General features: G+C 63.8%; 15 protein-coding genes. 9 read left to right on the top strand and 6 right to left on the bottom strand.

The window, feature by feature from the left end:
- The first annotated feature begins 2 nt into the window (after positions 1-2).
- The 4 genes from zwf to sseA are packed head-to-tail and all read left to right on the top strand — an operon-like array spanning position 3 to position 4,666.
- Complete coding sequence (zwf, locus tag ACIGJE_RS17165; RefSeq protein WP_311938399.1) at positions 3-1,523, top strand: glucose-6-phosphate dehydrogenase; 1,521 nt, start codon at positions 3-5, stop codon at positions 1,521-1,523.
- Positions 1,520-2,245, top strand: coding sequence for a 6-phosphogluconolactonase (gene pgl, locus ACIGJE_RS17160; RefSeq protein WP_483678152.1), 726 nt, complete (start codon positions 1,520-1,522; stop codon positions 2,243-2,245). The genes zwf and pgl overlap by 4 nt, the downstream gene beginning before the upstream one ends.
- Positions 2,246-2,296: 51 nt before the next feature.
- On the top strand, positions 2,297-3,811 hold the full coding sequence (locus ACIGJE_RS17155) for a tetratricopeptide repeat protein (protein ID WP_415084894.1): 1,515 nt from the start codon (positions 2,297-2,299) through the stop codon (positions 3,809-3,811).
- 9 nt (positions 3,812-3,820) lie between these two features.
- Positions 3,821-4,666 carry a 3-mercaptopyruvate sulfurtransferase gene (gene sseA / locus ACIGJE_RS17150; protein WP_415084892.1) on the top strand — a complete coding sequence of 282 codons (846 nt, stop codon included), beginning with the start codon at positions 3,821-3,823 and terminating at the stop codon, positions 4,664-4,666.
- A gap of 93 nt (positions 4,667-4,759) precedes the next feature.
- Here sseA and ACIGJE_RS17145 read toward each other — a convergent pair whose 3' ends face one another.
- Positions 4,760-5,914: a septal ring lytic transglycosylase RlpA family protein gene (locus ACIGJE_RS17145; protein WP_415084890.1), complete on the bottom strand. Its 1,155-nt coding sequence runs from the start codon at positions 5,912-5,914 to the stop codon at positions 4,760-4,762.
- Between the two features lie 679 nt (positions 5,915-6,593).
- Here ACIGJE_RS17145 and ACIGJE_RS17140 point away from each other — a divergent pair.
- From ACIGJE_RS17140 to ACIGJE_RS17125, 4 genes are read left to right on the top strand one after another with little or no spacing between them, the layout of a single operon-like run.
- Positions 6,594-7,979 carry an efflux transporter outer membrane subunit gene (locus ACIGJE_RS17140; protein ID WP_311938389.1) on the top strand — a complete coding sequence of 462 codons (1,386 nt, stop codon included), beginning with the start codon at positions 6,594-6,596 and terminating at the stop codon, positions 7,977-7,979.
- Positions 7,980-8,038: 59 nt separating this feature from the next.
- Positions 8,039-9,403 (top strand): efflux RND transporter periplasmic adaptor subunit, encoded by a 1,365-nt coding sequence (locus ACIGJE_RS17135; protein WP_415084888.1) that lies wholly within the window; start codon positions 8,039-8,041, stop codon positions 9,401-9,403.
- Positions 9,400-12,588 (top strand): efflux RND transporter permease subunit, encoded by a 3,189-nt coding sequence (locus tag ACIGJE_RS17130; protein WP_415084886.1) that lies wholly within the window; start codon positions 9,400-9,402, stop codon positions 12,586-12,588. The genes ACIGJE_RS17135 and ACIGJE_RS17130 overlap by 4 nt, the downstream gene beginning before the upstream one ends.
- A complete protein-coding gene (locus ACIGJE_RS17125) occupies positions 12,585-15,692 on the top strand; it encodes an efflux RND transporter permease subunit (protein WP_415084884.1) in 3,108 nt (1,035 codons plus the stop codon). Before ACIGJE_RS17130 ends, ACIGJE_RS17125 begins: the two co-directional genes overlap by 4 nt.
- A gap of 149 nt (positions 15,693-15,841) precedes the next feature.
- Here ACIGJE_RS17125 and ACIGJE_RS17120 read toward each other — a convergent pair whose 3' ends face one another.
- Both ACIGJE_RS17120 and ACIGJE_RS17115 read right to left on the bottom strand, forming a co-directional pair.
- Positions 15,842-16,522, bottom strand: coding sequence for a haloacid dehalogenase type II (locus ACIGJE_RS17120; protein WP_367622708.1), 681 nt, complete (start codon positions 16,520-16,522; stop codon positions 15,842-15,844).
- A 177-nt stretch (positions 16,523-16,699) separates the two neighbouring features.
- On the bottom strand, positions 16,700-17,506 hold the full coding sequence (locus ACIGJE_RS17115; RefSeq protein WP_415084881.1) for a class I SAM-dependent methyltransferase: 807 nt from the start codon (positions 17,504-17,506) through the stop codon (positions 16,700-16,702).
- Positions 17,507-17,891: 385 nt separating this feature from the next.
- Here ACIGJE_RS17115 and ACIGJE_RS17110 point away from each other — a divergent pair, with 385 nt between their 5' ends.
- Complete coding sequence (locus ACIGJE_RS17110) at positions 17,892-20,693, top strand: aminotransferase class I/II-fold pyridoxal phosphate-dependent enzyme (protein WP_311938379.1); 2,802 nt, start codon at positions 17,892-17,894, stop codon at positions 20,691-20,693.
- A gap of 346 nt (positions 20,694-21,039) precedes the next feature.
- Here the strand turns inward: ACIGJE_RS17110 and ACIGJE_RS17105 are convergent, their stop codons facing one another.
- The 3 genes from ACIGJE_RS17105 to ACIGJE_RS17095 form a co-directional block, all read right to left on the bottom strand.
- Positions 21,040-22,260, bottom strand: a complete 1,221-nt coding sequence (locus ACIGJE_RS17105; RefSeq protein WP_311938378.1) for an ROK family protein — start codon at positions 22,258-22,260, stop codon at positions 21,040-21,042.
- Between the two features lie 227 nt (positions 22,261-22,487).
- Entirely contained in the window at positions 22,488-23,249 is a 762-nt protein-coding gene (locus ACIGJE_RS17100; RefSeq protein WP_311938377.1) for an SDR family NAD(P)-dependent oxidoreductase, read from the bottom strand.
- A 23-nt stretch (positions 23,250-23,272) separates the two neighbouring features.
- Entirely contained in the window at positions 23,273-24,217 is a 945-nt protein-coding gene (locus ACIGJE_RS17095; protein ID WP_311938376.1) for an ABC transporter permease, read from the bottom strand.
- Positions 24,218-24,219 lie beyond the last annotated feature (2 nt).

Here is a 24,219-nt window from a genome sequence, read left to right as displayed (position 1 = left end):
TTATGAATGCCCACCACATCAACAAGGGCGGCGCCGCCGGCCCTTGCTGCTTCGTCGTCTTCGGCGCCAATGGCGACCTGACCAAGCGCCTGCTCGTCCCCGCCCTCTATAATCTTGCGGCCACCGGCCTGCTGCCGGAAAACTTCGCCATCGTCGGCGTGGTGCGCCGCCCCATGGCGGACGATGTCTTCCGCCAGTCCCTGGTGGACGGCCTCAAGCAGTTTGCTACCCGTCCGGTCGACCAGGCCGTCGCCGACAAATTGTTCGCCTGTGTCACCAGCGTGGTTGCCGAAGTCGAGAACCCCGATAGTTTCCGGGATCTCGCCCGGCATCTGGAAAAGGTCGAGAGCGCACGCAACACCGGCGGCAACCGCCTCTTCTACCTGGCGACGCCGCCCTCGGGCTTCGCTCCGATCACCCGGCTCCTCCAGGAGGTCGGCCTCAGCCAGGAAGTGGAAGGCGGCCCCTGGCGACGCGTCATCGTCGAAAAGCCGTTCGGCACCGACCTTGCCTCGGCCCAGGCCCTCAACCGGCAGCTCTTGAGCGTGCTGAGCGAAGACCAGATCTATCGGATGGATCACTATCTGGGCAAGGAGACGGTCCAGAACATCATGATCCTGCGCTTTGCCAACGGCCTGTTCGAGCCGATCTGGAACCGCGATCATATCGACCACGTCCAGATCAGTGTGGCCGAGACCGTCACGGTCGAGCGTCGCGGCGCCTTCTACGATGCCACCGGCGCCCTGCGCGACATGGTGCCCAACCATCTGTGCCAGCTGCTGTCGCTGGTCGCCATGGAGCCGCCGGCCCGCTACTCGGCCAATTCGGTGCGTTCGGAGAAGGCGGAGGCCCTAGCGGCAATCACCCAATATACGCCCGAACAGGCGATCCTGAACTCGGTGCGGGCCCAATATGGTCCCGGCATCATCAAGGACACGCCGATCACGGCCTATCGTGCCTCGCAGGACGTCAATCCCAAGAGCGTCACGCCAACCTTTACCGCGATCAAATTCGCCATCGACAATTGGCGCTGGGCAGGCGTGCCCTTCTATCTGCGCACCGGCAAGGCCCTCGCCAAGCGCAAGACGGAAGTGGCGATCCGCTTCAAGGACGCGCCGATCGCCATGTTCCGCGACACCGCCCTGTCCGGCATGGGTCCCAACACGCTGGTGCTCGACATCCAGCCGGAAGAAGGCATCACGCTGCATTTCAACGCCAAGGTGCCGGGTCCCAAGATCGACCTGGCCGGTGTCGGCATGGACTTCAAGTACAAGGATTATTTCGAAGCGGCCGCGAGCACGGGTTACGAAACGCTGATCTATGACTGCATGATCGGCGATGCCATGCTGTTCCAGCGCGCCGACGGGGTCGAGGCCGGCTGGGCCGCGGTGCAGCCCTTCCTCGATGCCTGGGCCAATGCCGGCGATCGGGGGCTTGCCACCTATGCTGCCGGTTCCGAAGGCCCGGCGGCAGCCGAGGTCATGCTTGCCCGCGACGGGCGCAGCTGGCGGCCAATCGCATGAGCAGCGAACGCATCATCGATGTCTCCGAGAACGCCGACGCCTTGGCCGACCGTGCGGCCGACTGGTTCGTCGCCGAACTCAAGGGACGGCCGGGGCCCATTGCCGTGGCTCTGTCCGGTGGTTCGACGCCCAAGCGCCTCTATGAGCGCCTGGCTCGCGATCCCTGGCGTTCCGCCCTGCCCTTCGAGCGCATTCATTGGTTCTGGGGCGACGAACGCATCGTTCCTGGCGACGATGCCAGGCGCAACACGCTGATGGCCAAGGCTGCTCTGCTCGACCATGTCCCGGTGCCCGTGCAGAACATTCACCAGATTGCGGCCGCGCCGACCTCGCCCGAGGCTGCGGCGCAAGCCTATGAGCAGGCGCTCAAGGCTTACTATGGCGCCCAGACGCTCGATCCGGATCGGCCACTCTTCGATATCATGCTGCTCGGTGTCGGGTCGGACGGGCATACGGCCTCCCTCTTTCCAGGCAAGCCGGCTCTGGCGGTGCGAGATCGCTGGGTCGTTCATTCCGATCCCGGCCTGGACCCCTTCGTGCCGCGGGTAACCCTGACCTTCCCGGCCATCGCCTCGAGCCGGGCCGTCGCCTTTCTCGCGGCCGGGGCCGACAAGCGCGAGACGCTCTCAAAGGTCTTTGCCGGTGCCGATCTGCCATCGGCCCATGTGGAGGCTGCCGGTCCGATCCACTGGTTCCTGGATAAGGCGGCTGTACCGGGATAACCGCCTGGCGATTTGGCTAGCGCGGTAGACGGCTTGGCTTTTGGGGGCGTGATGGCAGGAAGAATAGGCGGGGCCGCGCTGGCAGCGACGCTGGTGACGGTGCTCGCCGGGCAGGCCTCGGCGGAGATGTTTCCGATTTATCGGTCGGACGATTATTGCCTGGACACGGTCGGCCGGCCGCCGAAGGTGATGCTGGACAGCCCGGAAATGGTCGCCTGTTTCAACCGGGAATCGACGGCCTATGTCGAATTGAACGACATCTGGGCCAAGGTACCGGAGGACATCCAGGGCGCCTGCTATGCGGAAGGCCGGACCAAGGTCGAAACGGGAGCTGGCTCCTACGCCAGGCACCTGGCTTGTACACAGCGTGAGATCGCCGATCGGTCCCGCCCCGGCACCGGTGTGCCGGTGACCGATTGCGACCGCCTGGCTTCGCGCAACGGAAGCGACCCGCTTTCCCTCGCCCCGGGGTTCGCCATGGCGGATATCGATCATGCCAAGGCGATCCCGGCTTGTGAGCAGGCTCTGGCCGAACAGCCGAAGGAAGGGCGGTTTGCCTATATGCTCGGGCGGTCCCTGGACGCGGCCGGGCAGTATGAGAAGGCGCGCCAATCCTACCTTCAGGCCGTCGACCTCGGCGAGAAACGGGCTTTCCTCAACCTGGGCATCCTTTCCGAGGAAGGCCGTGGCGTGGAAGCGGATTTCGCAGCGGCTGTGGCGTGGTACAAGAAGGGGGCGGATGCGGGCGAAAGCGGTTGCCAGAACAATCTTGCCGGCCTCTATCTCAGAGGCGACGGCGTCGAACAGAGCGTCGAGCAGGCCCTGGCTCTTTATCGCCAAGCCTTCGAGCATGGCGACGGTGAAGCCGCCTATAATCTAGGGGTCATGTACGAACAGGCGAATGGCGTCGCAGCCGATCCTGCCACTGCCGTAGACTACTATCGCAAGGCAGCTGCCGCCGGCAGCGCCAATGCTCAATATGAGCTCGCCCAACGTCATGCCAAGGGGGATGGAGTCGAGAAGAGCGCGGCTCTTGCCGTGGTCTGGTACACCAAGGCAGCGCAACAGGGCCTGGGCTCGGCGCAGATGGATCTCGGCTATGCCTATGACGAGGGGCTGGGCCTGTCCCCCGAGCCGGCCGAGGCGGCCAAATGGTATGCCAAGGCCGCGGACAAGGGATATAACGCAGCCCGGCACAATCTGGCGTTGTTCTATGCCGAAGGCAAAGGCGTGCCGAAGGATCCAGCCAAGGCAGTTTCACTGTATCGGCAAGCAGCCGAGGATGGTTACAGTCCTTCCCAGACCAATCTTGCCGTGCAACTTGCCGATGGTACCGGTGCACCAAAGGACGAAGTCGAAGCGTTGAAGTGGTTCAAGCTGGCGGCGGAGCAGGACGAGCCGGTCGCCCAGTTCAATCTCGGTGTTTTCTATGAGGACGGACGCGGGATCCGTGCCAGCAAGAAGGACGCCATAGCCTGGTATCGCAAGGCAGCTGCCCAGGGACATGAGAAAGCCAGGTTGGCTCTCGACCGGCTCACCGGCAAGAAAACCCGCAAGAAGGCATAGGGATACACCATGACCTCCTCTCCCCACCTGGTATCTACAGCCTGGCTGGCCGCACATCTCGGCGACGAGAACTTGGCTGTGGTCGACGCCTCTTGGCACCTGCCGGCCGCCAATCGCAACGGTCAGGCCGAATTTCTGGCCGCTCATATTCCCGGTGCCGTGTTCTTCGATATCGACAAGGTGGTCGATGCGAGCAGCGGTCTGCCCCATATGCTGCCCAGTCCCGAGGTTTTCTCTGCAGCCGTCGGTGCGCTCGGCATCGCCGAGAGCAAGCATATCGTCATTTATGATGGTGCCGGTCTGTTCTCGGCGCCGCGAGTGTGGTGGACCTTCCGGATCTTCGGCGCCTCCAGGGTTTCCATCCTCGACGGCGGCTTTCCGCTTTGGCAGGCCGAGAACCGTCCGGTCGAGAGCGGTGAGCCGCATCCGGTGCCGGTTCGCTTCACTGCGCGTTTCGACGGCAGCCAGGTCAAGAGCGTCGGCGAGGTCCAGGCCGCCTTGGCGGAAGGCAGCGCGGAAATCGTCGATGCCCGGCCGGCAGAGCGCTTCCGCGGCGAGGCAGCTGAACCGCGGCCGGGCGTGCGCCCGGGTCACATGCCGGGCGCCCGCAACCTTCCCTATGCCGCTCTTGTCGAAAACGGCCGCCTGGCCTCTCCAGAGACAATCAAGGAGGCGATGGCGGCGGCTGGCATCGATACCCAAAAACCGCTGGTGACGAGTTGCGGCTCAGGCGTGTCGGCTGCCATTCTGGCTCTGGCCTTCGATACGGTCGGCAAGCCTGTCGAAGGTATCTATGACGGATCCTGGGCCGAATGGGGTGCCCGGCCGGATCTGCCTTTGGCAACGGGCGGTTAAACGCGAGCGGAAACAACCTCATCCGCGCAAAAATAAAGCTCGCACAAAGGGATGTGCGAGCTTTTTGATTCTTTGGTTGATTGGCGATCCGGCCTATTGTCCAGCCATCGAAGCGGTGACGGGCGGAGTCGGCACCAGAACCGCAGGCCCGTGAGCCGGTGTCGCAGCAAAGGCCTGAGCCGTTGGCTGTACGGCCATAGACGGTTCCATCGAAGCGTCGGGCGCCTTGGCCTTCGCCAGATTGACCTGGCCGACCGAGCCGGTCGGCACCTTGCCCAGGACACCATCCGAACTGCGCGGGCGCGAGGGCGGCAGCGGCGTGAACGCCATATTGGTCAGGCCGGCCACTTCGGTCGTGGCGACGGGCGGATCCATCGGATCGGCCTGGGCAATGACCGGCGGCACCATCACCGGCTTGATCTCGGGGGCTGCAAGCCTGGAGGGCTTGGCTTCGGTTGCCGAAGCGACCTGCGTCACGGCCTTGACAGGCAGGATCGGTGTCGCGGTCGGACGCGTCGGCGGAGCCGCATCGGCGACCATGGTGTTCGGGAGGCCGGCCGGCAAGGGAGCCGGCGTACCGTCGGTCCGCAAGGTCGCCAACAGCATCTTGTTGTCGGAGCCGGATTCTGGAGCGCGACCGACATACTCGACCTTTACCCGCCCGACACCGGAGCCCTTGAATTGCAGCAGGTCAGCGGCCCGGCTCGACAGGTCGATCAGGCGGCCATGTACATAGGGGCCGCGATCGTTCACGCGAACGACGATCGAGGTGCCGTTGGTCAGATTGGTGACGCGGGCATAGCTCGGCAGCGGCATGGTCTTGTGCGCGGCTGAAAGCCCCGTCATGTCGAAGCGTTCGCCAACAGCCGTCTTGCGACCGTTGAAGCCCGGGCCGTACCAGGACGCCAGGCCGACGGCGGTGTATTTGGAATCATGGCTTGCCGGCACATAGCGCTTGCCGCCGATGGCATAGGGCTTGTCCGTGCCGTTCTTGCTGCGGACGGGCGGCATGGCCACGCGCGTGCCTGACGGCGGAGGCACGACGGCGGTGCTGGTGGCGGCCGCGACCTGCGTGGTGGCAGGCTTGGGGGCATAGGCCTGGTTGGGTGCAGCACAACTGGCCAATGCGGCACAGCCCATGAGAGCGACGGTCGCCTTGACGACCGCTCCGGATACCCGGGAAGGAGATGAAGTGTCGGAAATACGCAACTCGACGCGATTTGGAACAGCCGAGAGGTTTTCCGCCATCTCAGAATCCTTCTTATGGAGCGAAGAGGCGTCGTGGTCTGCGTGCGGCCATGGCGTGTCGAACACGACATGGCGGGGCGCAGTACGAGCGCATCCTGCTGTTTCATTTCGAAGCACGAAGCCGTTCTGCACTTCGTGTCCGGTGGTGGATTTCCCCGATTTCCGCCATAAAGACGCCCTGACATTGCGTCTGAATTGCGGCAAGGTTTCCAAACCGTAAACAGCCGATAGCGCAAGATCCGACAAATTGAAAGCCCCCGAATGGGCCCATGCGGCACCAGGACACCGGCCCACTCGTCGTGGCGGCCATGGTGGGGTCAATATTTTCTGAACAAAATCAGTAGGAAAAGGGCGGTTAACCAGTGCAGTCGAGCATTGTTCGATTGCCGGCAAAAAAGTTCACTTCACACAACTTTACAGAGCAGAACGACCCCCGCAAACACGGTCCTGCCATAGTCACCGGGCCAGTTTGAGGCACACGGCATGACGGAAAGGAATCGAGGCATGGCGCTTGCCAGCAAACAGGTGCTCCCGCAACGCTCGCGCGATGCCGTCGACTTGGCTATGTGCTTGGCATGTTGGTGATTCCTGCCCTAGGGTCACTGGAACGCTCCTTTTCGAAGGCCCCATCGTGAAGTTTTCTCTTCGTCAGATGCGTACTTCAGCAACGGCAGTCGGTATGTTGCCCGGGCTTGCGGCGATCCTGGCCGGTTGCGCCGATGTTCGCCCGCTCAACCTCGCAATTGCCGTGCCGAGCGCCTATGACCAGGCTGCGAAAGCCAAGCCGACCGAGCCGCTGCGTACGGATTGGTGGCGCAGTTTCGGTTCTCCCGAACTGACGGCGCTGGTCGCGCAGGCGCAGATGGGCAATCTCGACATCGCAACCGCCATCGCCAATATCGAGCAGGCCCAGGCCGGCATTACCATTGCAAGGGCCCCCTTGTTTCCCCAGATCGATGGCGACGTCTCGGCCCAGCGGGCCCGCGCAGCCTCGTCGACAGGGCGAGTCGGACGCGGGCGCGCCACCTATGGCCTGTCGGCGAGCGCCAGCTACGAGATCGATTTCTGGGGCAAGAACAGCCAGGCCCTGGCCAGTGCCAGGTCGAGCGAGGCTGCAAGCCGCTTCGATCGCGACACGGTGGAATTGACGGCGATCGCCAATGTGGCGGATGCCTATTTTGCCATCCTCGGCGCCCAGGACAGGCTGCGCATTGCGCGCGAGAACGTCGCCAGTGCCAGCCGGATCATGACGCTGATCAACAACCAGCTCAAAGCGGGAACGGCGACGTCGCTGCAGGTCGCCCAGCAGCAGAGCCTGCTCGACCAGCAGCGCGCCAGCATCCCGCCGCTCGAATTGTCGGTGGCGCAGAACAAGGCGGCTGTCGCCTTGCTGGTCGGCAAGCCCCCGGCCCTGGTAGACATCAAGGGTGGCGGTCTCGGCCGTTTGCGCGTGCCGGTCGTCGCGGCAGGGCTGCCCTCGCAATTGCTGACGCGCCGGCCCGACATCGCTGCGGCGGAAGCCAGCCTGATGGCGTCCCATCAGGATGCGTTGTCGGCAAGAGCCGCCCAATTCCCCTCGATCTCGCTGACCGGGCAAGGCGGCGTCCAGAGCGCTGCGCTCAAGAGCCTGTTCGATCCGGCATCGGGTTTCTATTCGATCGCGGCAGGCCTGACCCAACCCATCTTCGATGGCGGAACCCTGCGCGGCAATGTCGAGCGCGCCAATGGCGTGCAGAGCGCCCAGGTTGCCGCCTACCGCAAGACGGTGGTGCAGGCCTTCGTCGATGTCGAGAATGCCTTGGCGGCCGTGCGCCTATATGCCCGCCAGGAAGCGCTGCAGCAGGCCGTGGTGGTGAGTTCGCGCAAGGCCTATGCCATCTCGGAGCAGCAGTTGCGCGAAGGTACCGTCGATCTGGTGACGGTGCTGCAGACCGAGCAAACTCTCTTCAACGCCCAGGACACGCTGGTGCAGGTGAAGCTGCTGCGTCTGCAGGCGCTGATCAGCCTGCATCAGGCCTTGGGCGGCGGCTGGACCATGTCCGCCGCGCAAACGCCGCAAAATTAGGGCGTGTCGTGGTGATGCGAAATCCTGCTCGCGCCCGTTCTCGATTCGAGTGAGTTGAAATGCCCAAACTTTCGCGCAGCCTCGCGACATTGGCCATTCTACTGGCTGCCGGAGCCGGGGCGGCCTATCTGACGCGTGATCGCTGGCGCGCCTCGGCCCCACCATGGCTGCAGGCCTATCTGCCGCCGGCCGAGAGCGCGGACCAGGGCAAGCCCGCCGCACCAAGGGCTGGCGGCGGACGGCGCGGCCGACGCGGCAGCTTCGATGGCGGGCCCCTGCCGGTGCTGATCGCCGAGGCCAAGACAGCCGATGTGCCGGTCTACCTCTACGGTGTCGGCACCGTGAAGGCGTACAATACCGTGACCATCACGCCCCAGGTCAGCGGACAGATCGTCGACATGCCGTTTCGGGAGGGGCAGGACGTCAAGAAGGGCGAGGTGATCGCTCGCATCGACGATTCGACCTACAAGGCAGCACTGGACCAGGCGATTGCCAAAAGAGCTCAGGACCAGGCCCTGCTCGACAATGCCAAGCGCGACCTCCAGCGCTATATCGGTCTGGCCGCCAGCAATTCGGTGACCCGGCAGACGGCCGATACGCAGCGCTCCACCGTGGCGCAGTACGAGGCCCAGCTCAAATCGGACGATGCGGCCATCGCCAGCGCGCAGGCGACCCTGGCCTATACCACCATTACCGCACCGATCGACGGCCGCGCGGGCATCCGCAGCGTCGATGTGGGCAATGTCGTCCAGGCGTCGGGCAGCACGGGACTGGTGACGCTGACCCAGCTCAAGCCCATCGCCGTGCTGTTCTCGGTGCCGCAGCAGGCCCTGGCCGAGATCGCACCGGCCGGCGGCAAGGAGCCTTTGCAGGTCGAGGCCCTCCGCGGCGACAACAAGGTGCTGATCGATACCGGCAAGCTCGAAGTCGTCAACAACGAGGTCGATGCCAGCACCGGCACGATTCAGCTCAAGGCGATCTTTCCCAACGAGGCCCTGGGCCTGTGGCCGGGCGCCTTCGTGAATGCCAAGCTCAAGGTGAGAACGCTGGCGGGTGTCGTGGTTGCGCCGACGGCAGCGATTCAGCGTGGCCCCAACGGCACCTTCGTCTATGTGCTCGGCGATGACGGCACCGCCAAGATGCGTCCGGTCACCGTCAGCCAACAGGGCGATCAGCAAGTTGTCGTCGATAGCGGCCTGAAAAATGGCGAAAAGATCATCACCACCGGCTTCGCCAGGTTGAGCGACGGCGCCAAGGTCGAGGTTTCCAAATCGGGCGCAGTACCGGCCGAGGAAGATGAAGAAGGGCTGGGCGCGCCGGCTGCCCAGCCGGAAACCGGTAGCAAGACGGAGGGAGGGGAAGGCCAGCCTCAACGCAAAGGGCATCGTCGCCAGCAGGGCGGCGGCGCTGCGCCGGCGCCATGAACGGGGTCTCCGCCCCCTTCATCCTTCGGCCGATCGCCACCTCGCTGCTCGGTATCGCCGTGCTGCTGGGAGGCCTGCTCGGCTACTTTGCGCTGCCGATCGCTCCCCTGCCCCAGGTCGATTTCCCGACCATCCAGATCACCACCCAGTTGCCGGGAGCCGAACCGGAAACCATGGCCAAGCTGGTGACCGCCCCCTTGGAGCGCAATCTCGGCCAGATCCCGTCGATCGCGACCATGGTGTCGTCGTCGGCCTTCGGCATCAGCCAGATCACGCTGCAATTCAATCTGGACCGCGACATCGATGGGGCGGCCCAGGACGTGCAGGCGGCCATCAATGCCTCGGCGTCCACCCTGCCCTCGGGGCTGCCCTATCCGCCGAGCTACGCCAAGGTGAACCCGGCCGACACGCCGATCCTGACCCTGGCGCTGCGCTCGAAGACGCAGACCATCCGGAACCTGTCCGACATGGCAGATACCCTGCTGGCCCAGCGTTTCGCGGAGGTCAGCGGCGTCGGGCATGTCGACGTGCAGGGGGGCGTGCGCCCGGCCTTGCGGGTGCAGGTCAATCTCGCCCGGGCCGCGGCCTATGGGCTGGGCCTGGAGGACATCAGGCTCGCCATCACCACCTCGACAGTAGCCGGCGCCAAGGGGTCGCTCAATGGCGCGGCCCAATCCTATACGATCGCGGCCAATGACCAGATCAGTGCGGCCGATGCCTTTGCCGATGTGGTGATCGCCTACCGCAACAGCGCTCCCGTGCGTCTCAAGGACATCGCCAATGTGGTCGAGGGCCTGGAGAACGCTCGCGTGGGTGCCTATTACAACGGCCAGCCGGCCGTGGTGATCGACATCATGCGCCAGCCAGGCGCCAATGTGATCGCCACGGTCAAGAGCGTGCTGGCGGCGCTGCCGGAACTGCGCCGCAGCCTGCCGGCCGATGTCTCGCTCGAGGTCGTCAACGATCGCACGCAGACCATCCAGGCCTCGATCGACGAAGTGGAGATGACCCTGGCCCTCAGCGTCGGCCTGGTGATTCTCGTCGTCTTCATCTTTCTCAGAACCCTGCGTGCCACCATCATCGCCGGCGTCGCCCTGCCGCTCTCGCTGATCGCTTCCTTCGGCGTCATGTGGTTCTGCGGCTTCAGCCTCGACAATCTCTCGCTGATGGCGCTCACTATCGGTGCCGGCTTCGTGGTCGACGACGCCATCGTGATGATCGAGAACATCGTGCGGCACATCGAGGAAGGAGAGAATCCCTTTGATGCCGCGCTCAAGGGCGCCAAGGAGATCGGCTTCACCATCATTTCGCTGACGGTGTCGCTGATCGCCGTCTTCATTCCCCTCCTGTTCATGACCGGCATCGTCGGGCGCATGTTCCGCGAATTCGCCCTGACCCTGACCATCGCCGTGGTGGTCTCGGCCGTGATCTCGCTGACCCTGACGCCGATGATGTGCGCACGCCTGCTCAAGTCGGGCCATGGCGAGCGCAAGGGGGTGCTGGATTGGATCGACCGTGGCTTCGACACCGTCATCCGCGGCTATCGGGCCAGCCTGGTGTGGACATTGCGCCATGGCTTTCTGATGCTGCTCCTGACATTGGGCACCCTGGCGACCACGGTCTGGCTCTATATCGCCATGCCCAAGGGCTTCCTGCCCCAGCAGGATACCGGGCTGATCACGGCCGTGATCCAGGCGGAGCCGACGGCCTCCTTCGATGCCATGAAGAAGGCTCAGGCGACCATTGCCGACATCGCCCGCAAGGATCCCGATGTCCTTTCCGCCATTGCCAGCATCGGCGTTTCGGGAAGCAATCTGACCTCCAATACCGGCTCGCTCTCCCTGGTGCTCAAGCCGCGCAACGAGCGCAGGGCGGACGCCACCGATATCATCCAGCGCCTGCAGGCCGAGACCAGCCGGCTGCCGGGCCTGCGCGTGACCTATCAGAGCGTGCAGGATATCCGCATCACGGCCCGAGCCGGACGCGCGCCCTACCAGTATACGCTGACCGGAACCGATGCCGGTGACGTCGACCGTTGGGCCGATCAGCTGGCCGCCGAGCTCGAGCGCTCCGGTGTGATGCGAGACGTCACCTCGGAGGTGCAGAATGGCGGCGCCAGGCTCTTCGTGGATGTCGACCGCGACACCGCCTCCCGCCTCGGCGTCTCCATGCAGGACATCTCCAACGCCCTGAACAACGCTTTCGGCCAGCGCCAGATCGCCACGATCTATGCGCAGGCCAACCAGTATCGCGTCATCCTGGAGGCCGAGCCGGACGACCAGGTGGGACCAAGCGTACTCAGCCGCATCTATGTCGCCAGTTCCGCCAGCTCCTCCGGGCTTGCCACCACCACCAATCCTACAGCGGGGACGGTCGGCGCCAGCGGAACGGCAACCAACATACCGACGGCATCGGGCGCTGCCGACAATCAGGTCCCCCTCAACGCCTTCACCAGCATCCGCCACGAGACGGCGCCATTGGTGGTCGAGCACGACGATCAATTCCCCTCGGCGACCATCAGTTTCGACGTCGCCCACGGCGCCTCGCTCAGCGATGCCGTTGCCGCGATCCGCAAGGCACAGGCCGCGATTGGCATGCCGGCGTCGATCTCCACCCGTTTCACCGGCGATGCGGCTGAGTTTTCCTCCTCGCTCGCCAACCAGCCCTGGCTGATCCTGGCGGCGGTGATCACCATCTATATCGTGCTGGGCGTCCTCTATGAGAGCGCCATCCATCCGGTGACGATCCTCTCGACGCTGCCGTCGGCCGGCGTCGGCGCCCTGCTCGCGCTGGAATATACCGGACACGAGCTTTCGCTCATCGCGCTGATCGGCATCGTGCTCTTGATGGGCATCGTCAAGAAGAACGCCATCATGATGATCGACTTCGCCATCGAGGCGCAGCGCGAGCAGGGCATGGATCCGCATGAGGCGATCGTCACCGCGTCCGCCCTGCGCTTCCGTCCCATCATGATGACCACCCTGGCCGCCCTGTTCGGTGCCCTGCCCCTGGCGCTGGGCCACGGCATGGGATCGGAACTGCGCATACCGCTCGGCATCACCATCATCGGCGGCTTGCTGCTCAGCCAGTTGCTGACGCTCTACACCACGCCGGTGATCTATCTCGGCTTCGAGCGGTTGCGCGAGCGCCTTGCCCGCAAGCCACAGGCGGTGCCGCAGGCATGAGCATCTCGGAGCCCTTCATCCGCAGGCCGATCGGCACCATCCTGCTGGCAATGGGCCTCCTGCTGGTGGGGCTCGCTGCCTATCGCCAATTGCCGGTCTCGAGCCTGCCTGCCATCGACCTGCCGACCATCGTGGTGACGGCGAGCCGACCCGGCGCCGACCCGTCGACCATGGCTGCCAGCGTCGCGGCGCCGCTGGAGCGCAAGCTCGGCTCGATCGCCGGCGTGACCGAGATCACCTCGCGCTCGTCGCTCGGCTCCACCCTCATCATCATCCAGTTCGATATTTCGCGGAATGTCGACAGTGCGGCCCAGGACGTGCAGGCGGCCATCAATGCCGCAGCTTCCGACCTGCCATCGGACCTGTCCACGGCGCCCTCCTTCCGCAAGTTCAACCCGAACGCCCGTCCGATCCTGATCCTGGCGATGACCTCGGACACGGTCGGTGCCAGCGACATGTTCGATGCCGCCGACAGCGTGATCGTGCAGCGTATCTCCCAGGTCGAGGGGGTCGGCGAAGTCGCCGTCAGCGGTGCCGATCAGCCGGCGATCCGGGTTACGCTCAACCCAGACCGCATCTCGGCCATGGGCCTGTCGATGGAATCGGTGCGCCAGGCGATCGTGGCCGCCAACGCCATCAGCCCTCTCGGTTCCCTGGATGGCCCCGACATCGTCATGGCGCTCGATGCCGGCGGCCAGATGTCGGCGCCCGAAGACTATGCCTCCATCATCATCCGCGCCGGGAACGGCACCGCCGTGCGGCTTGGCGACATCGCCACCGTGGAGCGCGGCGTGCGCAACCTCAACTCCAGCGCGAGCTATAATGGCAAGCCGGCCATCCTCCTCAACATCACCAAGGAGGCCAATGGCAACGTCATCGATACCGTGAACGCCATCAAGGCGTTACTGCCTGTTCTGAAGGCAAGAATTCCGGCCGGCATCGACATCGACATCCTGACCGATCGCACCACGACGATCCGCGCCAGTGTCGACGACATGCAATGGACGCTGATGGCCTCCGTCCTCCTGGTCGTGCTGGTGGTCTTCGTCTTTCTCCGCCGCTCCACGCCGGTCCTGGCAGCCGGTGTCACCGTGCCCCTCTCGCTTGCCGCCACCTTCGGGGCGATGTGGCTGTCCGACTTTTCCATCGACAATCTCTCCTTGATGGCGCTGGTCGTCTCGGTCGGTTTCGTGGTCGACGATGCCATCGTCATGGTTGAGAACGTGCATGCCAAGCGCGAAGCCGGCCTGCCGCCGCTGCAGGCTGCGATCGAGGGCGCCCGGCAGATCGGCTTCACCGTGGTGTCGATCAGCCTCTCGCTCCTGGCCGTCTTCATTCCCTTGCTCTTTGCCGGAGGAATTACCGGCAAGTTCTTGTTCGAATTCGCGATGACGCTGGCTTTTGCGGTGATCGCCTCGACCGTGATCTCGCTCACTCTGACGCCGATGATCCTGGCCCATCGCGGCCATGACAGCATCGGCTCCGGGCGGGGGATGTTCGATCGCCTGGTCGAGGGGATATTGCAGCGGGTCGTGAGCTTCTATGGCGCCAGCCTGCGCGGCGTGCTCAATCACGGATTTCTGACGCTGCTTGTCATCTTCGCCACGGTCTTCGGCACCGGTTGGCTCTATTATGCCTTGCCGAAATCGTTGGTCCCTCAGGATGATGGCGGCTTCATTCAAGGTTTTTCTCAAGCTTCCTCAGATGCGTCCTACGACGCGGTGGTGGTCTGGCAGCGCGAGGTCGCGGCCATCATTCAACGTAACCCCTATGTCACCGGGGTCGGTTCCTCTATCGGTTCGAGCCCCTTCGGGGGCACCAATTCCGGCCAGCTCAGCATTTCCCTGCTGCCTCCGGACCAGCGCCCGCCCACCGAGGAGGTCATTGCTCAATTGCGCAAGGGCGTGCGGGCCGTCGCCGGGCTCAACGTCTTCATGTTCTCGCCGCAGGACGTATCCGCGGGAGGGCGCCAATCCCAGTCGCAATACCAGTATACGCTGTGGTCGGGTGATGCCGACCTGCTGGTCGAATGGGCGCCGAAGGTGATGGAGAGGCTGAAAAGCGTGCCGGGCCTGACCGATGTCAATTCCGACAGGCAACGCAACGGGTTGCAAGCAAAGCTTGTCATCGATCGCGAGGCTGCCGCACGCCTCGGTGTGGCTATTACCTCCATCGACAGCGCCCTCAACAACGCGTTTTCGCAACGGCAGATCTCGACGATCTATACCCAGCGCAACCAATATCGCGTGGTGCTCGCCGCCTCCCCCGAGCAAAGCCGCGATCCCGGCGACATGACGGGCCTCTACGTCCCCGGCCGGTCGGGCCTGGTGCCGCTTTCGGCGGTTGCCTCGGTGGAGCGCGGGCTCGCGCCGCAGCAGGTCAATCATCAGGGCCAATATCCGGCTATCACCCTCTCCTACAATCTGACGCCGGGTACCAAGATCCAGGATGCATCGGAGGCCATCGAGGCGGCAGTCGCCGGCATGCACCTGCCTGCCGATATCCGGGGGGAATTTGCCGGCGATGCCAAACAGGCGGCCCAATCCGGATCAAGCCAGCCCCTGCTGATCCTGGCGGCCCTGCTGGCGGTCTACATCGTCCTCGGTGTTCTCTATGAGAGCCTGGCGCATCCGCTCACCATTCTTTCGACCCTGCCATCGGCTGGATTGGGTGGGTTGCTCGCCCTGCATTTCGCCAATATGGAACTGACCATCGTTGCCTTCATCGGCATCATCCTGCTGATCGGCATCGTCAAGAAGAATGGCATCATGCTGGTAGATTTCGCGCTGGAGGCCGAACGCGAGCGCAATCTCAGCGCCAGGGACGCAATCTTCGAGGCCTGCCTGGTGCGATTCCGTCCGATCCTGATGACCACGCTTGCCGCCATTCTGGGCGCCCTGCCCCTGATCCTGGCGACCGGTCCCGGTACGGAACTGCGCCGTCCGCTCGGCGTCACCATCGTCGGGGGGCTGATCGTCAGCCAGATCCTCACGCTCTATACCACCCCGGTGATCTATCTCATGCTGTCGCGCCTCCACCGGCGCTGGAGCGTCAAGCCTCAGAAACCGCCAGGAACGACGGTGCAGACATCAAATTCCGGTTAGCACGACACCTACGCCTGCATGAAGGCGTTCTATGCGGAGTGTCAGTCTCCTGGCCGACATCCGACTCGCCGGAAAGCGCTTCGTTTTCAGGATGTCAGCCAGGAGACTGACACTCCAAATTCCTTCGCATGAAAACTGCAACCGTGGCCCTAAGCGAACAGGGCCGCGAGGTCCTTCAGGCTTTCGCCGGTGGCATAGGCAGAAACGCCTAATCTTTCCGCTGGTTGCTCGGCGCGGTTTACCCAATAGGTGCGATAGCCGAACCAGGTTGCGCCGCAGATATCCCAGCCATTGGAGGAGACGAAAAGGATACGCTCGGGCGGCAGGGCCAATCGAGTGGTTCCCAACTGATAGGCAGCCCTCGCCGTCTTGTAGCAGCCGGCCGCATCGACACTGAGGATATCGTCGAAGAGGCCATCGAGGCCGGACGACCGCAAGGCTGCTTCCAGCATGGCTGGCGTGCCGTTCGAGAGGATGCCGAGCCGCACCCCCTTCTGCCTGAGATGTACCAGGGTTGCAGGCGCTTCAGGAAAGCTCGGCAAGAACCAGTAGGCGGCCAGCAACTCCTCCCGCTTTTGCCGAGAAGCTGTGAGGCCGAGCCGCTCGATCGAATAATCCAGGGCATCGGCCGTGACCGAGGCGAAATCGGCGTAGTTTTCGCTGATCGTACGCAGCCAGGTATAGTTGAGCTGCTTGTCGCGCCAGAGCGTGGCGAGCTGGGCGCCATGCCCCGGAAAAGCCTGCTCCGCCTTTTCTGTGATGAAGCCAAGGTCGAGCAATGTGCCGTAAGCATCGAACAAAACAGCCGAAAAAGGCACGGACATACTCATCGATGAACCCTGCAGCAATCTGTCATGACAATGGGTGAACGATGGGGCGGACTGCCGATGATGCCTTCCGCCGGACTGTTTCCAGAAGCCTTTCAAGCATCTGGTCGGCGTCGCGGCAAGCTGATTGCCAGGAGTGGTGCGAAGATCGCCAGATGGCGACAATATGTGGAGTGCCTCTCAAGGCCGCCTTGCCACATAGATCGCCGTCATGAAATGCCGCTGAGCCCTGCCCCCGAATTCCTCGTCGACAATGGCTCCGAGACGACCGAGGAACGCCTGGCGCTCAATTTCCGGCAGGCGGGCGACGGGGGAAAAAGTCGCCGTCAGCCCCAGGATTTGTTGCCTGTTCAAAACAGGGCGCCAGCGCAGTTCCTCGGCGACGATGGATCGAAAACCCGCCTGCTCGAGCTCGGCGATGCGGCGCTTCCTATCGAGGCCGAAATGCCCCTTCGGTCCATCGCCATGCGAAGGGCTTTTCGACAATCGCTCGAACAGCGCATGCGTGCGTTGCTGGAATGCGTCGGGCTCGTCAGGGTCTCCGAAGATGTTCCACCACATCGCCCAATGGCCGCCAGGGTGGAGGAGATGGAATGCCTTGGTCAGGGCGAGGTCGGGGTCGACCCAGTGCAGGGATGTCGCGGCAATGCCAAGATCGAAGGAGCCGGGCGACAGGGCCGCTTCTTCGAACGGACCGACCTGCACGGCCAGCCGCTCCGCATAGGCGGCCTGGCTGTCGACGAGAAGGGCTGCCAGCTTCGCGTCCGGTTCGACAGCCGTCACCCGGCAGCCCATGGCAAGCAAGGGAGCGGTCGCCAGGCCGGTCCCGGCGCCGACCTCGAAAACGGTCCTGCCCTCGCCCGCCCCGCAGCGGGCCCTGAGGATATCGAAGACACGCTCGGGATAGCCAGGGCGGAACGCGGCATAGGCACGGGCATTCTCCCCGAAGAGCACCCTGCCAGCGGTTCGCGCGATCGTCGATGCCATGGCGTTACCCGTCTGCCCTGTTCTGGTGTGTCCGAGTGCCGACTAGCCCCTCGTCGTCCTATGGTACCTGCCTATTCGGAAGATGAATGAATAACCGGCCACCCCTTTCGAAATAGCTCGGATGGGCGCTGAAATCCGCTTGTGCGACATCCCGGTGACTGTAATCTGACTGCCAATATCAAGAGATGCAGGGGGGATTGGCCGACAGATTCGACATTGAGCCGATCAGTATCTTCGACGATGCGTGACGGGCGTGATGGTTGCATGAGGGAATGTGCCTGGGCCGAAAGCGAAAGCACAGTCCTGAGAGCTCAACCTATGATGTCCGCTACCACCTCTCACGGAAGAAATCACAAAGTATAACGATAATGCGTTGGAGGAACATATGAGTGCCGGGGTCTCGTTCGACAAAAGCAAGAACTCGCTGAGCCGTCATCGCAGCGTATGGGAAATGCGCTCCGAAAGCTGGATCGGCCTTGTCGACGATCTGAGCCGATTGGTAGCCCTCCCGCCCGACCATCCCGAACGCCAGTCCCGGCTTGCCCATATCAACGAGCTGATTGCCGCTTTGGTGCCGATCGAGAGCTACTGGGCCTTTCCGGGCGGCAGGGTTTTCGCGGATCTCTGCAGCTGGATCGAACGGGGAGAACTGGCACGCGCCCACCAGACCGCGCGCCGCATCCATCGCGTGCTGGTGGCCCGGACCTATCGGCATGAGGCAAGCTCGCTCGAAGGAGAGGGCGAACTGCCCTCGCAGATCGAGACCGAAAGCGAACGCCAGGCGCAATTGTCGCGTCCCTATTTCGAGGTGCTCATCGTCGACGAGATGTCGGCGAGCGAAGAGGCGGCGCTACGCCGGCGCGTCCAGCGCAAGCGCCATGCCGAGGATGAGTTCGTCTTCGACATCGTCATCGTGCCCAGTTTCGAAGACGCCCTGATCGCCACCTTGGTGAACTTCAATCTGCAGGCGGTGGTGATCCGCCACGGCTTTCCGTTCCGCTCGATCTACAGCGACGATATGCTGCGCCGCTTTCTCGACGGCGTTCAGGACGGCATCGAGACCATCCCCGAATTCGAGCGCGGCCCCCTGCTCGGCCGCCAGATCGCCCGCTTGCGTCCGGAACTCGATCTCTATCTGGTCACCGACATGAAGGTGGAGGACATCGCGGCGACTGCCGGGGAGGTATTCAAGCGCATCTTCTTCGGCGAAGAGGACCACGTCGAGCTCTACGGCGCCATCATGCAGGGCGTCGGCGAGCGCTACCACACGCCGTTCTTCGACGCGCTGCGCGACTATGCCAAGCAGCCGACGGGGGTGTTTCACGCTTTGCCTCTCGCCCGCGGCAAGGCCATCCTCAATTCGAGCTGGATCGGGGATCTCTCGCAATTCTACGGCATGAACCTGTTCATGGCCGAGACGTCGGCAACGTCGGGCGGCCTGGACTCTCTGCTCGATCCGGTCGGGCCCTTGAAGATCGCCCAGGAACATGCTGCCCGCGCCTTCGGCGCCCGCCGTACCTATTTCGCCACCAACGGCACCTCGACCTGCAACAAGATCGTGGTGCAGGCCCTGGTGCGGCCCGACGACATCGTGCTGGTCGACCGCAACTGCCACAAATCGCATCATTACGGCCTGGTGCTGGCGGGCGCGCAGGTCGCCTATCTCGATTCCTATCCGCTCGACCAGTATTCGATGTATGGCGCGGTGCCGATCCGCCACATCAAGGAGCAGTTGCTGACCTTCAAGCGCGCCGGCACGCTCGATCGCGTCCGCATGGTGCTGTTGACCAACTGTACCTTCGACGGCATCGTCTATGACGTCGAGCGCGTCATGCTGGAATGCCTGGCGATCAAGCCGGATCTGGTCTTCCTGTGGGACGAGGCCTGGTTCGCCTTCGCGCGCTGCCACCCCGTCTATCGGCCGCGCACGGCCATGGCCACGGCGGCGCGCCTTGCCGAGATGTTCAAGGATCCCGGCTACGCCAAGCGCTATGAGGAGTTCGCGGCCAGCGTCGATTGGGACGACGAAGAGGCTTTGCTCGAACGGCAGCTGATCCCTGATCCCGACAAGGTACGCATACGTGCCTATGCCACGCACTCCACGCACAAGACCCTGACGGCCTTGCGCCAGGGCTCGATGATCCATGTCTGGGACCAGGATTTTAGGGACAAGGCGGAGGAAGCCTTCCACGAAGCCTATATGACCCATACGTCGACCTCGCCGAACTACCAGATCCTCGCCTCGCTCGATGTCGGGCGGCGGCAGGTGGAGCTCGAGGGTTACGAACTGGTACAGCGCCAGCTCGAACTGGCGATGAATTTGCGCGACCAGGTGCAGGCGCATCCCCTGCTCAAGCGCTATTTCCGCTTCCTGGCGGTCGGGGACCTCGTGCCGCTGCAGCACCGGGAATCCGGCGTCGAAAGCTATTTCAACGAGGAGACGGGCTGGAACAATTTTGAGCTCGCCTGGCGCACCGACGAGTTCGCGCTGGACCCAACCCGAGCGACGCTGGCGATCGGGGCCACCGGCCTCGACGGCGACACCTTCAAGAACAAGGAGCTGATGGATAAATACGGCATCCAGATCAACAAGACCTCGCGCAACACCGTCCTGTTCATGACCAATATCGGCTCGACGCGCTCGGCGGTGGCCTATCTGATCGAGGTGCTGGTCAAGATCGCCCGGGACCTCGACCGCCGTGCCGCCGACATGAGCAGCATCGAGCGCCGCATCCATGCCAAGAAGGTGCGGTCGCTGACGCTGGAGCATCCGCCCCTGCCCGACTTCTCCAGCTTCCATCGCGCCTTCAGGGGCGACAATCTCACCAGCAATACCCAGACCCGCAATGGCGACATCCGCAGTGCCTTCTTCCTGTCCTATGACGACAGCAATTGCGAGTATGTGAACATGATGGAGGCGTCACGGGCGATCCAGGCCGGGCGCGAGCTGGTCTCCGCCCTGTTCGTGATCCCCTACCCGCCGGGTTTCCCCATCCTGGTGCCCGGCCAGGTCATCAGCATGGAAATCCTGCAGTTCATGTCGGCGCTCGACGTGCACGAGATCCACGGCTATCGCCCCGATCTCGGCTTCCGCATCTTCAGCGAGGAGGCCCTGGCCCGTACCGAAGAGCGGACCCTGGCCAAGACGACCGTGATCCAGGCCCAGCAGGAGGCCATGCAGAACTGAGGTACCGTCTGCAAATAGCTGGGCGCCACTTTTGTCATGCTCGGGCTTGACCCGGGCATCCAGGGGTCGCCTTCGACGTCTGGAAGGAGGGGCTGGATTGGGGGCAAGCCCGGCAATGACAAAGGTCGAGCCAATTCGATTCGTCTATTGACGCATGGATCCCATAGCGGTTTGTGATTTCTTGGAATCACCAAGAATCGCAAAGACGCGTCCAAACAAAGAGTTAGAGAAAATAAGCGTTCACACTTGAACGCGTTTTGCTCTGGGGGACGATGCCCGAATGCCGGGAAGCGTTGTTCACTGGCATTCGGCTTGAAACACGGCCGAGTGGCTCCCGAAAATCCGATCAGAACAGATTGCCATAGAGCGGCATGGCGGCGGCACCGAGGGCTGCGACGAGGTCGCTCGGTGCCTGCGCCCGCTCCAGCACGATCGGCTTGGGCCGTGCATTCATCTGATAGGCGGCAACGGTCCGTCGGGTGCGCTCGACGAGGCGTCCGAGCACGGGTTCGGGCAGCAGGCCGCTCATCAGGATGCTGGAGATGTCGACGATATTGGAGACGCTGGTCAGGGCGCGGCCGAGATCGGTCCCCGCCTGCTCGACCCAGCGGCCGAGATCGGGATCGTCGCAAAAGCCCGGCGCGGTGAAATCGAGGGCCTCGACAGTGGGCTTGCCCAGGAAACGCGCCAATCCGCGCAGAGACACCACCGTTTCCAGGCAGCCGCGGGCGCCGCAATAGCAGATCTCGCCGTCGGGATAGGTATGGATATGGCCGATCTCGCCGGCATTGCCGTAGGAGCCGCGCACGGCGCGTCGGTTGAAGATCAGGGCGCCGCCGAGGCCATAGCCGACAAAGGCATAGATATAGCTCGGCAGATGATGGCCGCCGCCGAACCAGTATTCCCCCAGGCCGGCCGCGGCTCCGTTTATGGCGATGAAGACATCGTGGCCGATCAGGTCCGACAGCGCCTTTTCGAAGGGATAATTGCGCCAGGCGGGGTACTGGCTCGATTGCCCTACGGCCCCTCTGTCGTGATCGACCGGCCCCATGACGGAAACGCCGACGCCCAACAGGCGCTTCGGCCGCAGCGGATGGGCGTCGAGCCGGGAGAACAGCGTGGCGAGCAGATGCGTCGAAGCTTCGGGTTCCTCGATCCGCAACTGCTCCTTTTCATGCGCGATGATGTTGCCGGCGACATCGACGAGCACGGCGCGGGCAAATTCATGATCGAAATGCAGGCCGATCGTGGCGGCGTAGCCCGAGATCAGGCGCAACCCGCGGATGGGCTGTCCCAGGCGGGGACGCCCGGCTCGATCCGCCGCGGGCGCGGCCGCGACTTCCGCCACCAGTCCTTCTTCCATCAGCGCCGCGACGATCTGGGTGATGGCGGAAGGGGTCAGGCCCGTTTCGGCAGCGAGATGCGTGCGCCCGATTCCGGGCGATTGCCGGATGCCCTCGATCACCAGGCCGCGATTGAGATCGCCGACCCGCGAGGCATTGTAGCCTCGCTGCCTGCGCCGCCCGACGGACGATGGGGCCGGTCTTTCCCGGTTGGACTCATTCATGACGCGACCAAAACCGGCAGGGCTTTCGGCCCTGCCTTGAGAAACATAGGTTGTTCACCCTAAAGCGCTTTGCGATTAGGCGGTATCACCAAGAATCGCAAAGCCCCTTTCGCCGAGCCCTTGAAGCGCCCTGGAAACAACGGGCTGGAGCACACAGGCGCTGACGTCAGAACACATCTTGCTCCAGCCGCGACAGCCCGGTCCATCCAGAGCCGGAACGAGCGGGATCAACGGGTCAGATAGCCGCCGTCCACGACCAGGACCTCACCGGTGACATAGCTCGACGCCGGCGCACACAGGAACAGCACGCAGGCGGCAACTTCCTCCGGCTGTCCCACCCTGGCCATCGGTGTCATGTCGCGCCAGATCGGAAACCATTCGGGGTTCTCGATGCCGCCGCGCGACATGTTGGTGTCGATATAGCCAGGCGCCACCGCATTGACGCGGATGTTCTCGGCCGCGAATTCGCTGGCCAGGCTCTTGGTCATCATGTGAACCGCGGCCTTGGAAGCGTTATAGGCGACCTGGTTCTGCGGTACGTTGGAAATGAAGCCGGAAATCGAGCCGACATTCACGATCGCGCCGCTGCCTTGCTTGCGCATCGGCACGAGCGCGGCGCGGCAGCCACGGAAGACGGCATCGACATTGGTGTCCATCACCTGGCGCCAGCGTTCCTCGTCGAAATCGGGGGTGTCGCCATGGCTGGCAATGCCGGCATTGTTGACGAGAATGTCGAGCCGCCCCCAGCGTGCGAGGGCGGCATCGACCAGCTGCTGCGGCGCGGCCGGATCGCGAATGTCGGCCTGGACGAAAGCAACGTCATAGCCGGCATCGGCCAGGCTCTTTTCGGCCTCCTCGACCTTGCTCCGGCCTGAGATCAGGAGCTTGGCTCCGGCCTCGCCGAGGGCGTGCGCGACGGCGAGCCCAATGCCGCGATTGCCGCCGGTGATGAGGGCGGTCTTGCCGTCCAGACGAAATTTCTCGAGCATTCGTTTTTCCTATGTGGTGGTGGTTATTTCATCACGCCCTTGGGCGCATGGCCGCTGTTCAGGCAGACGGCCAGGATCAGGATCGTGCCGAAGACGATCTGTTGTGCCAGGGCATTGACCCCGACGAAGGTCATGCCGGTACGAAACACGGCAATCAGCATGGTGCCGGCAAGGGTCCGCAGGACGCCGCCATTGCCGCCGGTGAGCGAGGTGCCGCCCAGCACCACCGCGGCAATGGCCGGGAGCAGGAATTCATTGGCGATGGTTGGCGTTCCGCTCGACAGACGCCCTGCCAGCATGATCCCGGACAGGGCGGCAAAGGCGCCGGCCAGGGCGAAGACGGCAAGCTTGATCCTGGTAACGCGGATGCCGGACACGGTCGCGGCCGGTTCGCTGCAGCCCACGGCCTTCATCATCTTGCCGAAGGGCGTTGCCTGCTCCAGCACGAAGGCCAGCATGAAGACGACGAGACTGACCCAGATTTCGTTGGGGAGGCCGAGCGTGGAGCCGATGATCCAGCCCAGGGTGTCGTTGCGGACGTCGCCGGCGATGCCGATAGCTCTCTGGCCCGAAATCCACAGCGCTGCCGTCGCCGCAATGCCGCCCGTGGCAAGGGTGGCGACGAAGCTGGGGATGCGCAGCTTGCCATGCACGAAGCCCGAAAGCAGGCCGAGCAGTCCGCCGATGACGATGGCGGCCGGAATGGCGGCCAGGCCGTATCCCGGCAGCAGAAGGGCGAGCACGATGGAGGCGACGGCTGCTACCGATTGCATCGACAGATCGACCGAGCCGACATAGATCACGAAGGTCATGCCGAGTGCCATCACGAACAGCGTGGCATTGTCGGCCATCAGGCCGATCAGCGTCATGGGATCGAGAAAGCGGGCGTCGAACAGGCCCACGACGAGGATGGCGAGGACCAGTGCGATCCAGGGCAGATAGGGATTGAGGAAACGCAGGCGAACCATGC

The sequence above is a fragment of the Labrys sp. E2SS-1L genome, assembly GCF_057073705.1.
The sequence above is the reverse complement of the archived record's forward strand: the minus strand, read 5'-3'. Positions and strand labels throughout refer to the sequence as shown.